Raw genomic sequence first — 13534 nt, forward strand, 5'->3', positions numbered from 1 at the left:
ATTACACCCTGATGTAAACCGGTATAGCGATCAACCAGCGCAGGGCCCGACGCCCTCCAGTCCGTCAACTGGAGGGCGTCGGAGCTGGTCAGGACCGGCTTCGGCGGGACCGCGTCGCAGCGATCACACCGATGCCGGCCGCGATCAAGGCCAAAGCGGCCAGGAAAAGGGCCGGGCTGACCGGGCTACCGGTGTTGCCCAGGTCGCCGCCCGGCTTCTGCGGCGGCGGGGTCGGACGGCCCGGCTGGGGCGGTGTGACCTTCACCGTGACCGAACTGCTGTTGTCGGTCGGATCCGGGTCCGGCGTGGTCGCCTTGACGGTCGCTCCGTTCGTCACGGAGGTCCCGCCGTACGACGTGTCGATCAGGACGTCCAGCGTGACCCGGGCCGTCGTACCGGGGTCGATCCGGCCGACTGCACAGGTGACCTTCTGGCCGTCCGCGGTGCAGTGGTCCGGCTTGCTGGTGAGTCGGAGTCCGTTCGCGAGTACGTCGGTGACCGTCACGCCGGCCGCTGACGACGGACCGGTGTTGTGTACGGCGATGTCGTACCGCAGCGCGTGCCCGGCGATGACCGTCTTGGCCGACGCGGTCTTGACCACGCTGAGGTTCGCGGACTGCGTCGTACGGCCGCTGACCTTCGCCTCGTTGTTCGCGATCACCGGGTCCGGCGTGGCGGAGCCGACACGGGCGATGTTCTCCAGCATGCCGCTGAACCCGGGTACGACGGTTGCGGTGATCGTGACCGTGATCGTGGCGCCTTCGGCGAGCAACGCCGTACCGCATTGGACGGTGCCGGCCTCAGGAGCATCCGGTGCTCCAGGCGCGAGCGGCGGCAGGATGATGCACCCGGGAGCGCTGACCTTGGTGAGGCCGCGGGGCAGTTCGTCGGTGATGTCGACCATGCGGGCGTCTGACGGGCCGTTGTTCTTCACGGTCAGCAGGTACTTCACCGACCCACCGGACACCGGCTCGGCCGGGGACATCGTCTTGGTGATCGCCAGATCCGCCAGCGCGGTCACCGGCGACTCGACCGTGCCCGTGTTGTTGTCCGGGTTCGGATCGGGCGTCGACGACGTCTCGGTCGCGGTGTTCGTCAGGCTCGAACCGTCGTACCCGGAGGCCAGCCGGACTTGGACCGAGATGATGGTCTGTCCGATCGGCAGGTCACCCAACTCGCAGCGAACCGTACGGCCATTGATGGTGCAGCCCGTCGACGCCGAAATGACAGTCAGCCCAGCCGGCACCGTGTCGGCCAGCACGACTGCCCGTGCGGTCGACGGACCGGCGTTGGTCACGACGATCGTGTAGTCGAACGTGCTGCCCGGGGTGACCCCGGAAGGATCCGAGGTTTTCGTGACGCTCAGCTCCGCACGGGTCTCGACCGGGATCGTCACCGTGGAACTGTTGTTGCTCTCGTCCGGGTCAGTCACCGGTGAGATCGCCCTGGCGGTGTTGGCCAGCGACTTCCCGGTGTACGCCGGATCGAGAGCGGCCGTGATCACGACGGTCGCGGTCTTGCCCGCGGCGATCGTGCCAAGGTCACAGCTGACGTTCTGACCGGCCGTCGTACAAGTGCCCTGGTCGGGGTCTGCCTTGGTGAGCGTCAGCCCTGTCGGCAAGGTGTCCGCAGCGGTCACAGCAGTGGCATCCGACGGGCCGTGGTTCACGACCGTGAGCCGGTAGGTCACCCCACCACCGGCCGCCGCGGACGCCTCGTCGCTGGTCTTGATGACCTCGATATCGGCCACCCGCTGCACGTCGGTCGTCACCGAGTCGTCGTTGTTCGACGGATCCGGATCGGACGTCGTACTCGTCACCGAACCGGTGTTGGTGATCGCCGCGGTCTGCGCCGCCGCGACCGCAACCCGGATCACAACCACCGCATTGCCACCCGCTGCGATCGTCCCGAGAGAACAGCTCACATTCGACCCGGACGTCGGACACGTACCGTCCGCACTCGTTGCCTCCAGCACCGACAGCCCAGCCGGTACGGCGTCCGACACCGACACGGCCTGAGCCGTGGACGGACCGGCGTTGTGCACCGTCAGTGTGTAGACCGCCTCACCACCGGCAACCAGCGTTGTCGGCTGCACGGCCTTCACCATTGACAGGTCGGCGGCCGTGGTCACCTTGGTCTCGGCCGAGCCGTTGTTGTTCTGGTCGTTCGGGTCCGGCGTCTGCGAGCTGGCCGTCGCGTGGTTGACCAGAGTCTCGGCCGGCTGGTCCGGCGAGACCTTCACGACGACGGTGACGGTCGCGTCATCACCCGGAGCCAGCTGGCCGACCGGGCACATGACCACCGGCTCGGACAGCGTCGGGTCCTGGGTGCAGTCGCCACCAGGGCCCGTCCCGCTGACGAACGTCGTACCCGCGGGAAGCGTGTCGGAGACCACTGCACCGACCGCGTCGGACGGGCCGGCGTTGTGTACGGTCAGGGTGTAGGTCAGCTCGTTGCCTGCGACAACTGTCGCGGGCGCCGTCTTGGTGACGGACAAGTCAGCCTGCGCATCAACACTGGGGGTAGTAGTCGAGGTGTTGTCGGATCTGGTCGGGTCGGTAGGCGTCTGTGCGGTCGCCGTCGCGGTGTTGACCAGCTCTCCTGGCTTGGTGGAGGCGGCAACTGTTCCGCTCACCGTGACCACGAAATTGTCCCCAGCCGCGAGAGTCGCCGCCAGGCAGCGCACCTGACCGCCGGCTGCCGTGCAGGTCGCACCACCGGTCGCACTCGCTGTCACTCCCGTGACTGCGTCAGGTACGTCGTCCACCACGGAGACACCCTGTGCGTCCGACGGACCCGTGTTGCTGACCGTCAGCTTGAAGGTGATCGCCTTACCAGCCACGACCGGGTCCGGCGAGGCCGTCTTGGTGATCTTGATGTTGGCCTGCGCACCGGTCATCAGCGTGTACGTCGCCGAGTTGTTGTCGTCGACCGGATCTGGAGTGGGCGACGAGACGGTCGCCGTGTTGTCGAGGTTGTTCGGCGGCGTACCCGACGGGACGTTCGCGACCACTGACACCGTGACGACGTCGCCCGGTGCCACAGTGCCGACCGCACAGGTGACCGTGCCGGCCTCCTCGGTGCAACTGCCACTCGACGGCGTCGCCGACACGTACTGGAGCGGCGCCGGCACAGGGTCGGACACCTTGACCGACTCCGCTGCCGACGGCCCGTTGTTCGTCACCGTCAACGTGTAGGTGACCGGACGGCCAGCCTGGACAGGGGTTGGCTGCGCGGTCTTGGTGATCGCCAGATCGGCGCTGGTCGTCAGGTCATCCGTGGTCCGGCCAGTGTTGTTGCTGGTGTCCGGGTCCGACGTCGAACTGGTCGCGGTTGCCGAGTTCGTCAGCTGCCCGATCGCCTTGGCTGACACGGTTCCTGTCACCGTGATCGTCGCCGTCGATCCAGCCGTCAGATCGCCGAGCGCACACTTCGCCTGCGTCGAATCGACCGTGCACGACCCTGCGGAACTGTCCGCGGTCACCCCGGTCAACGCACTTGGTACGTCGTCCGTCAGCTGCACCTTGCGGGCATCGGACGGCCCGTCGTTGCGGACGCTGATCCGGTAGGTGACCGGCTGCCCGGCAACGACCAGCTTGCTCAGCGTTTCCTTGGTGACAACGAGATCGGCCTTGGCAGCACCCGGAGTCACTGTCACGGTGCCGGTGTTGTTCGAGTCGTCCGGGTCCGGGGTGTCGCTGGTGACCTTGGCCGTGTTGGTCAGCGCACCGCCCTGATAGCCGGCGTCCAGGGTTGCGGCGATCTTGACCGCGACACCCGAACCGGCCGCGATCTTCGCCAGCGTGCAGTTGACGTCCTGTCCGGCCGTCGTACAGTTCGCGGCGGACTCGACGCCGGTGATCGCGAACCCGGCCGGGATCGTGTCGGCGACCCGGACCTGCTCGGCGTCGGACGGCCCATTGTTGCGAATGGCAAGGGTGAACACGACCGACTCACCCGGCGCCGGAGCACTTGGCGCGACAGTCTTCTCCAGCGAGAGGTCCGCCGTACGCGTCACGTCTGTCGTGACTGACGACGTGTTGTTGTCCGGGTTCGGGTCCGAGGTCGAGGTGGTTACCGTGGCCACGTTGGTCAGGCTGGTCGCCGTACTCGCCGCGGGCACGCGTACGACCACGGTGATCGTGGCGCTCGAACCGGACGCGATCGTGCCGAGCGAGCAGGTGGTGGACGCACAGGACCCTTGCGTCGGTGTGGCGGACACCAGGTCGACGCCGTCGGGCAGGGTGTCGGTGACGGTCACGTCCTGCGCCGGACTCGGACCGTTGTTGTGGGCAACCAACGTGTAGGTCAGGTCGCCGCCGGCAGGGATCGGGTCGGGCTTGGCGGTCTTGGTGATCGACACGTCGGCCGACGCCGCGACCGGAGTGTGCACCTCGTCCGTGCGGTACGTGAACGGCTTCTTGAGCGTCTCGGCCGTGTAGTCGAGCAGGCCCGTGTTGTCGAGCGTCGTACCCGCTGCGGCCTGGTCGACGGTGACGCGGAAGCGGATCGTAGTGCTCTGGTTCTTCTTCAACCGGCCACCGGTCGTCGCGTTCGCACCGGTGCCGACCCGGAACCGGACCATCTTCGCGTTGCCGTCGTACTCCGCCTGGTCGTCGCCCGGCCGATCGGTCTTGGCACCCGATCCGGCCCCGGAGGTCTCGACGAGCGAGCCGGGAACGTACGTCGTGTTCGGCGGCAACGAGTCGCGGACCGTCGAGCGGAGCGCGTCGTCGTCCCCGGTGTTGCTGTAGCTGAGCGTGTATTCGAGGGTGTCGCCAACCTTCGCCGGGTCGTTGCCGGCCAGGTTCCGTACCGTCTTCGTGCCCAGGATGGTCGGCGCATACAGGTCGATCTGGGTGGTCAGCGCGGCCGGGTAGTAGACGTCGCCGGTGCTGGCGAAGGTGAGCTGGGCGCTGGTCGCGTTGTTCGGGACGATGCCGGCAGCGTCGACCACCTTGGCGTCGACGCCCAGGTTGTTCAGGCTGGCCGGCGTCCGGTCGGTGAGGTTCGACCCACCGTCGGTGATCCGGCTGCCGTAGAAGTTCGCCGACGGGTTCTGCGCGTCGGCGAGCCGGGTGCCGTTGACCGCGAAGTAGTCACCGCTGATCCCGGCGTCGCCTTCGTACGTGACGCTGCCGAACCGGGCGTTGACCGCACCGCTCGGCGGCGCGAGGAAGCCGGAAATGCTGGCCCTCACCGGCTCGCCGCTGCTCACCTTGGCGTACCCGTTGAAGACGCTCAGGTCGCGCAGCGGCTCGCTCGCCTGCTGGTACGCGATCACCAGGCTCCACCCGGCGTACCGGTCGGCGCCCGTCCCGGTCGGCACGTCGGCGCCCCAGTACTCGCCGTTGCCGCCGGCCCGGACGAGATCGGTGACGTCGAGGTACGACGAGTAGTCGTTCTTCGACCCGGTGTTCAGCAGGTCGGTCTTGCTCGCAGTCACAGTCTGGTACGCCGCCTGACCCGGCAGCCGGAACCGCATCGTCGTACCGTCGTCAGGGGTGGACGTCCCGCCCTTGCCTGCCCCGCGGGCGGCGCCCCAGAACAGGCCGGCGTACAACACCTGGGCGCCGGACGGCAGGTCGACCGACGCGCCGGACGAGGACTTGGTCGACGGGTCGGAGTCCGTGTCCAGGAGATCCATGGTCCAGTCGTTGTTGTTCGACGTGGAAGTCCCGCCGGCCAGCGCCGCACGACAGGCCGCCGACGACCGGTCGCAGGTCAGCACACTGTTGCCGGTGATCCGGATCGCACCGTTGGTCTGCGCACCGAACACCTTGCCGAAGTCACGCACCGTGTCGGCCCTGGCCGTTGCCGGCAGCACCAATCCGGACACGAGCACCAGTAGGAGTGCAAGCAAGATCCGCGGCGCGCGGACACGAGCGGCCATCTGAAGTCCCCGTTTCTGTCAGCAGTCGCCCGCAAGGCATACCACAGAAAGGACTTCAGAGTAACCGAACGACTACCGTGTGTCGCAACAACTTGTTGCCAGTGGCACATATTCCGTCAACGGACGGTGCGTTTCTCGATGCTCTTCCGCTCGGCCTGCTCGGCAGTGAGCGGTACGACGCGTTGCACGAAAACGCCGGGCAGGTGGATCGTGTCCGGCCCGAGCTCACCGACCTCGACGACGTGCTCGGCCTCCACGATCGTCACCCGGCCGGCCATCGCGGCGACCGGGTTGAAGTTGCGGGCGGCGGCGTGGAAGACGCAGTTGCCGGCCCGATCGGCGACCGCTGCGCGGACCAGCGCGATATCGGTCACGATCGCCTCCTCGAGCAGCATCTCCCGGCCCTGGATCGTCCGGACCTCCTTGGGCGGTGAGGCGGCGGCGACCGTGCCGTCGACGGCGTAGCGCCAGGGCAGCCCGCCGTCGGACACCATCGTACCGACCCCGGTCGGGGTGAAGAACGCGCCGATCCCGGAGCCACCCGCACGCAGCCGCTCGGCCAGCGTGCCCTGCGGGGTCAGCTCGACGGTCAGCTCCCCGGCCAGATACTGACGGGCGAACTCCTTGTTCTCCCCGACGTACGACGCGATCACGCGGCTGATCCGTCGTTGCTCCAGCAGCAGTCCGAGGCCGGCGCCGTCGACGCCGCAGTTGTTCGAGACGACGGTCAGCTCACGCGCACCCTGCTCGAGCAGGGCCTCGATCAGGAACCACGGGATGCCGGCCAGGCCGAACCCGCCGACCGCCAGGCTGGCCCCGTCCGGAATGTCGGCGACCGCGTCCGCCGGTGTCGCGACGACCTTGTCCATGCCTCGACGGTAGGCCGAGTGGACCGATAGGGAGAAATACCGGCTTGCGCGGGATCCAGACTCTGCAAGTATCAATCCCGTGGAGCTACGCCATCTGCGGTACTTCGTCGCCGTCGCCGAGGAGCGGCACTTCGGTCGCGCCGCGGCCCGCCTGCACATCGCCCAGCCGCCGTTGTCCCAGCAGATCCGCCAGCTGGAAGGCGAGCTGGGTCTACAACTCCTCCGCCGTACGACGCGTCGCGTCGACCTCACGCCCGCCGGCGAGGCCTACCTGCTGCGGGCCCGGCAGATCATCGCGGCGGTCTCGTCGGCCGCAGGCGAGGCTCAGCGCGTCGCGGTCGGACTGCAGGGTCGCTTGGTGATCGGCTGCGTCGGCTCGGCGACGTACAGCCTGCTGCCGCAGCTCGTGCGGACTCTGCGCGAGGAGCTGCCCGATCTCGAGGTCGCGGTGCAGGGCGAGATGCTCGCACCCGATCAGGCGCGGGCGTTGCTGGAGGGGCGGATCGATCTCGGGTTGCTCCGGCCGCCGGTCGACGAGGAGTCGCTGCGAGTCGACGTACTGCGGGCCGATCGGCTGATCGTGGCTGTGCCGGATGGGCATCGGCTGGCCGGGCGGAGGCGGGTCCGGCTGGCGGAGCTGGCCGATGAGGATTTCGTGATCCACGCGGGCGGTGGGCGGTCGGTGATGCACGACACGGTCGTGGAGCTCTGCCGGGAGGCGGGGTTCGAGCCGCGGGTTCGGCATGAAGTGGCGGAGACGTCGACATTGGTGACGTTCGTGGCGGCCGGTCTCGGGATCGCCGTCGTACCGGCGCCGGTGGCGGAGCTGATGGTCCCGGGGGTTGCGTATCGCGCGCTCAGCGGGCGGGCGAGTGTTGAGTTGGCGGCGGCGACGCGAGCGGATGATGATGCGCCGTACTTGGAGCGTGTGCTGGCGGTCCTGGCTGGATTGGTCAGGACCTGAGGGTCAGCTCGACCTCGTTGCGGCGGAGGGTGAGGTTGCCGCCCGCGGCCTCGGCGCAGCGGCGGGCGATGTCCAGGCCCAGGCCGGTGGAGCCGCGGTCGCTGCGACCGCGTTCGCCGGCACCCAACGGGATGCCGGGTCCTTTGTCAGCGACAACGATCCGTACGCCGGTCTCCGTGTGGGCCAGCGTGATCCGGGCCGGGGTGCCGTCGGGCGTGTGCGCAACGACGTTCTCCACCAAGGCATCCAGAGCGGCACCGAGATCCTCCGCCGACGAGCGCACCATCGCCGGCTCATCCGGAAGATCGAGCGCCAACTCCCGCCCCTGGTCCTCGAACAACGGTTCCCAGAAGGCCGCCCGCTGACGCGTCACCTCGACCGCGTCGCAATGCGGCACCCGTCCTTCCCGCTGCGGTCGCCGCGCCGCACTGATCACCGCGGTCAGGGTCCGCTCCAGACTGCTGACCTGGGTGTTCAACTCCTCGGCACGCTCTCGGTCAGGCATCGCTTCGACCTGCAGTCGTAGCGCGGTCAACGGCGTACGCAACCGATGCGACAGGTCCGCGACCGCCTCACGCTCGACCGCGATCACCTCGTCGATCCGATCCGCGAGGCCGTTCAACGCGGCACCGACCTTCGCGACCTCGGCAGGACCGGTGGTCGGAGCTCGGGCATCCATGTCGCCCCGAGCCAGGCGGGCCGCCGTATCCGCGGTCTCCTCCAACGGTCGAGCCAGCCGCCGCGACACCAGCTCGGCGCCGACGATGCTGAGGAGCAGTACGAGCAGGCTCCCGCCAACGAGGATCAGCACCCGCGGCACCAACCCGTCGTACAGCTCGGCGTCGGTCAGGTAGAGACAGATGGAGGCCGGGCCGTTCGGCGTATCGACACCGATGTCGACCGCGAGTCCGCCACCGACGTTCCGGTAGTCGGCATCACCGACCTTCGGCGGCCCCTTGTGGTCGTCTCCGTCGTCGTCCCCCGCCGGCACGTCCTTCGGCGTCGGCACCCCACCGGGCGGAGGCTTGCCCAGCGTCGTCCCGTCGGGCATCAGGACCGAGATGTTCCCCGGCCCGTCGTTGCTGAGCCCATCGAGGTACGCCGTGATGTCGTCGGCGGTGTGGTCCCTGTCGCCGACGTAGTACGCGACGCTCTCGGCCCGGTACCGCGCCTTGTCCTTCGACTCGTTGGCCGTCGTAGTGCGCAGCAGAATCACCAGCGGTACGGCGAACGCGAGCACGACCAACGTGGTCATGCCGACCGAGAGAAAGAGGATCCGGCGACGCATGCTCAGCCGTCCGCCGCGAGCTTGATCCCGACCCCGCGGACGCTGTGCAGGAACCGCGGCTCGGCCGCCGTCTCACCCAGCTTCCGCCGCAACCACGACAGGTGTACGTCGACGGTCCGGTCGCCACCGCCCCACGGCAGTCCCCAGACCTCCGCGAGCAGCTCCCGCTTGGTCACCACAGCCCCCGGCCGCCGCGACAACGCCAACAGCAGATCGAATTCCTTGCGGGTCAGCTCGACCGGCGACCCGTCGACCGTCACCTCGCGACTGCGCGGATCGATCCGCAGTCCGCCGACCTCGACCGTCGACTCACCCTGCTGGTCCTTCCCGAGCCTCCGCAGTACGGCGCGAATCCGGGCGTCCATCTGGGCCGCGCTGAACGGCTTGATCACGTAGTCGTCGGCGCCGGCGTCGAGCAGCCGCACCACGCTCGCGTCATCGTCCCGCGCCGTCGCCACGATCACCGGCACGTCGCTGACCGACCGAACCATCGCGAGCACGTCCCGCCCGTCCAGATCCGGCAGCCCCAGGTCCAGCAACAACACCTCAGGCCGCTCCCGGGCCACCGCCGCCACCCCGTCGGCACCGGCCGCGACCGCGGAGACGACATGCCCGGCCGCCGTCAGGGACTTCCCCAACGACACCCGAATCGCATCATCGTCCTCGATCAGCAGTACCCGCGCCATGGTGCCGAGCCTAGCTTCAGGCTGCTCAAGGCAGCCTCAAGCCGCCGTTAAAGCGAGGGTGGTTTGAGGCCGCTGGTGCGGAGCTCGAGGGTGGCGAGTTTGTTGATGACGGCTCGGTCGCCGTCGCGCCAGGCTGTGACCGGGTCGTCGGAGATCTTCGCGAGCTTGTGCATCGGCTGGTTCGCCATCGCCCGCAGCGCGAACAGGTCGAGGTCGGCCGCGTTGTCGATGAACTTCTGCGCGGCCGTGGCCCGCCGTGAGAACCGGATCCGCCGCGGCAACCAGATCAGTACGGCGAACAGCACCGGCAACGCGATCGTCACGCCCGCGAGCAAGTACGCCAACTGCTCGACCGCATGCGCCATGTCCCGCCCGGCCTGCGCCATCTGCCCGGCCGCCCCCGCGGCCCCGTCGACCGGCGACCGGAGCTGATCCCCGACCGCCGGTACCTTCCCGAGCGGCTCCGACAGCCGGCGCAGCTGCCCCGCCAACCCGTCTCCCGCCGAGGCGGCCTTCCGCCCCGGCAACCCCAACGCGTTGGTGATCTTGAAGACGATCAGCCCCAGCTCGACACACACCCAGACCCAGGCCACGAACACCAGATCCCCGAGCAACTGCCCGAACCGCTGCGGGCCCACATCGGAATAGAGCTTCACCACTCAGATCCCTTCACCGACGCGCCGCCGACACCGTGCGTGGTGACCCTAGCGCCCACGGTCGCCACCGTGAACACCTCCGAAGACCGCAGTCGTCAGAGGGCGCTGCGGAGGTGCCAGAGGAGGGGGTAGTAGCGGAGGTCGAGGCGGCTGCGGAGGTAGTTTGCTCCGGACGATCCGCCGGTGCCCGGTTTGGTGCCGATCATGCGTTCGACCATGACCACGTGGCGGGCTCGCCAGGCGGCGGCGAGTTCGTCGTGCTGAAGGAGGGCCTCGGCCAGCTCCCAGATGGCGGCGTACTGCGAGCGGTCGCCGGCGATCTTGCGGAGGGCGTTGCGGACGGAGTCCTCGGAGTCGGTGTCGAAACCGGCCTTCCGCAGTACTTCGAGATACGCGTCCCAAAGCGTTGGCTCCTCGAGCCGGCGAGCCAGGCGATCCTGCTCTACCGCGGTCAGCCCGCGGAACCGGCGTACGAACGACGGGTCCTTCGCTCCGGAGAGGAACTCGATCTCGCGGAACTGCACCGACTGGAACCCCGACGCCGGCGACAACCGGTGCCGGAACTCGCCGAAGTCCTGCGGCGTCATCGTCTCCAGGATGTCGACCTGCTGAGTCAGCACCCGCTCGATCGTGTGGACCCGGCGCAGCAGGTGCTCGGCCAGCCAGAGTTCGCCGGACAGCATCGCGTCTCGGGACGCAGTCAGCTCGTGCAAAACCTGCTTGAACCACAGCTCGTATACCTGGTGGATCGTGATGAACAGCAGTTCGTCGTGCGCCGGCGGCTCGGACTCCAGCCGCTGCTGGTCCAGGAGCTCCGGCAGCCGCAGATAGCTGCCGTAGGTGAGCCGCCCGCCCTCCTCACCGAAATGCACATCGGACCCGCCCCACTGCCCCGCAACCCCGTCACCAGTGCTCATGACACGGAGACTAACCGACCAGTTCGTGACTGGTCAGTGATTCGTTCGTTGGACCTCAGGTACGCCGAGTTGAGGAGATGCATGTCCGCCACGGTCGAGACGCCGATCGTTCCCGGGCCGGTTCAGGGGCCGACCAGGGAAGAGCCGTTGATCGAGGCGTTGCTGCTCGACGAATACCGGTCGCTCGTCCACCTCGCCTATCTGATCCTCCCGCCTGCGATCAGCCGGGCGAGGCGGGTGGCGGCCGCGCATGCGGTAGTTCAGAGGGCACTCCCCGCAGACCTCGCCGTTCCGGCGATGAAGCGACGGGAGTTTCTGCGGGATCGCGTCGTACAGGAAGCGACTCGGCAGGCGGCGGAGCGTTCGCTGCTCGCCCGGCTCGGCAGCGTCATCGCGCCGGCCGACGGCCTCGGGTTCGAGCCGTGCACGATCCGCCCGGACCGCTCCACCATCACCCGCCGCTGCGCCCGCGGCCGCCGGCTGACGGTTCTCGTGACGTTGCTGCTCACGGCCGGGATCCTCGCCGGGCTCCTCTTGACCTGAACACGAGGACCGCCAGGCCATCACAATCGTCCGCTGCGGGCGGATCCCAGCGTGCCGCTGCCCGTCGACCGCGATTGTGATGGCCTGGCGGTCCGGCATGACATCTTGACGTAGTGTTTCGCCCCGCCTACCTTCGGTGACACCGCTCTCTTCCTACCGCCCCAGGGAGATCCGTGATGTCCGTTGGAATCGTTTCCAGCCTTGCCCTGCTCATCGCACCCCTCGGCGCGCCCGTACCGGCGCCGGCGACCGAGACACCCCCGGTGAACATGTCCACTCAGGCAACGATCTGCAACAAGTACTGCGACGCCCGCGACCCCGGCCTAGCCACGAAGGACCGCGCTCCGGTCTCCTCGACCCTCTTCGGCCGCACGATCGCTCTGCACATCGACGACGACGCCGCGATGGGCTGGGCCACGATCGACAACGGCAACCCCGGCGACGAGGTCTGGCTCGACCGCTCGATGGACGGCGGCCGGACCTGGTCCGACGGCAGCCGCCTCGGCAACACCGCGATCCCGACCGGGCAAGGCGGCTGGCGCACGCAGATGTACAACGTCGACGACTGGAACAACCTCGGCGTCGGCGCCCTCCGCGCGTGCGGCAAGGCCGGCGACCGCGCCGACATCGCCTGTACGACGTGGGCCCGGACAACGTGGAACGCCTGGGACCGCCGTACCGCGGCTGCGACCGCGCTCATGCAGGACTACAACCTGTCGACGGGCCTCTTCGACACCACCGGCTGGTGGAACTCGGCCAACGCGCTGAATGCACTGATCGACAACATCCGGGTCAGCGGCATGCACAGCTACGAGTACGCGATCGCGCGGACCTATGACCTGAACCTCAACGCCCAGGAAGGCCAGTTCCGCAACGACTACATCGACGACACCGGCTGGTGGGGTCTCGCGTGGGTTGCGGCGTACGACCTGACCGGTGACAGCAGGTACCTCCAGACGGCTCGCGCCGACGCGGACCACATGGCGGCGTACTGGGACAACACCTGTGGCGGCGGGGTCTGGTGGAGTGAGGCGAAGACGTACAAGAACGCGATCTCGAACTCGCTCTACATCCAGCTCAACGCCCAGTTGCACACGCGCGTCTCCGGCGACACGACGTACCTGCAACGCGCGCAGGCCGGCTGGACCTGGTTCCAGCAGACCGGGATGATCAACGGCTCGAACCTGGTCAACGACGGCATCGATCTGTCCACCTGCAAGAACAACGGCAGCACTGCCTGGACGTACAACCAGGGCGTGCTGATCGGCGCACTCACCGAGTTGTCCAAGGCAACTAATAACTCCGCGTACCTGACCAGCGCCCGCCAGCTGGCCGATGCATCCACCACCGCATCGTCGCTGCACACCGCCGACGGCATCTTGCGCGAGCCGTGCGAGAACGGCGACTGCGGTGGCGACGGTCCGTCGTTCAAGGGCGCTCACGTCCGCGGGCTCGGCAAGCTGAACGCGGCCCTGTCGGATCACCCGTACACGTCGTACCTGCAACATCAGGCCGACCGTGCCTTCTCGGCCGACCGTACGCCGATGGACCAGTACGGACTGCGTTGGTACGGCCCGGTCGACAAGCTCGACGCAGCCCGCCAGCAGAGCGCACTCGACCTCCTCAACGCGGCCCCCTGACCTGAGGAAATGCAGCTTCGGTCCAGCCGGCATCTACGGTCGATCCAGGGTGGGTCCAGACCGGCCCGGACCCGGCTG

Annotated in this window: 9 protein-coding genes; 3 read left to right on the forward strand and 6 right to left on the reverse strand. The window is 68.3% G+C overall.

Translation table 11 applies throughout. The features are described from left to right. Positions 1 to 88: 88 nt before the first annotated feature. A complete protein-coding gene (locus tag EV650_RS32245) occupies positions 89 to 5893 on the reverse strand; it encodes a CLIPPER-2 domain-containing protein (RefSeq protein WP_134122950.1) in 5805 nt (1934 codons plus the stop codon). 116 nt (positions 5894 to 6009) lie between these two features. Next, positions 6010 to 6762 (reverse strand): CoA transferase subunit A, encoded by a 753-nt coding sequence (locus EV650_RS32250; protein ID WP_134122951.1) that lies wholly within the window; start codon positions 6760 to 6762, stop codon positions 6010 to 6012. Positions 6763 to 6841: 79 nt separating this feature from the next. Here EV650_RS32250 and EV650_RS32255 point away from each other — a divergent pair, with 79 nt between their 5' ends. Then, positions 6842 to 7726 (forward strand): LysR family transcriptional regulator, encoded by an 885-nt coding sequence (locus tag EV650_RS32255; protein WP_134122952.1) that lies wholly within the window; start codon positions 6842 to 6844, stop codon positions 7724 to 7726. Here the strand turns inward: EV650_RS32255 and EV650_RS32260 are convergent. The 4 genes from EV650_RS32260 to EV650_RS32275 form a co-directional block, all read right to left on the reverse strand. Then, complete coding sequence (locus EV650_RS32260) at positions 7716 to 8981, reverse strand: sensor histidine kinase (RefSeq protein WP_166678362.1); 1266 nt, start codon at positions 8979 to 8981, stop codon at positions 7716 to 7718. The genes EV650_RS32255 and EV650_RS32260 overlap by 11 nt on opposite strands. Before the next feature lie 35 nt (positions 8982 to 9016). Continuing rightward, entirely contained in the window at positions 9017 to 9700 is a 684-nt protein-coding gene (locus tag EV650_RS32265) for a response regulator transcription factor (protein WP_134122954.1), read from the reverse strand. Positions 9701 to 9747: 47 nt separating this feature from the next. Beyond that, on the reverse strand, positions 9748 to 10356 hold the full coding sequence (locus EV650_RS32270; RefSeq protein ID WP_134122955.1) for a hypothetical protein: 609 nt from the start codon (positions 10354 to 10356) through the stop codon (positions 9748 to 9750). Positions 10357 to 10451: 95 nt separating this feature from the next. Beyond that, complete coding sequence (locus tag EV650_RS32275; RefSeq protein ID WP_134122956.1) at positions 10452 to 11273, reverse strand: tryptophan 2,3-dioxygenase; 822 nt, start codon at positions 11271 to 11273, stop codon at positions 10452 to 10454. 81 nt (positions 11274 to 11354) lie between these two features. Here EV650_RS32275 and EV650_RS32280 point away from each other — a divergent pair, with 81 nt between their 5' ends. Both EV650_RS32280 and EV650_RS32285 read left to right on the forward strand, forming a co-directional pair. After that, positions 11355 to 11816, forward strand: coding sequence for a hypothetical protein (locus tag EV650_RS32280; protein WP_134122957.1), 462 nt, complete (start codon positions 11355 to 11357; stop codon positions 11814 to 11816). A 176-nt stretch (positions 11817 to 11992) separates the two neighbouring features. Then, positions 11993 to 13456: a glycoside hydrolase family 76 protein gene (locus EV650_RS32285; RefSeq protein WP_134122958.1), complete on the forward strand. Its 1464-nt coding sequence runs from the start codon at positions 11993 to 11995 to the stop codon at positions 13454 to 13456. Positions 13457 to 13534 lie beyond the last annotated feature (78 nt).

It is taken from the genome of Kribbella kalugense (assembly GCF_004365875.1).
GTDB lineage: Bacteria > Actinomycetota > Actinomycetes > Propionibacteriales > Kribbellaceae > Kribbella > Kribbella kalugense.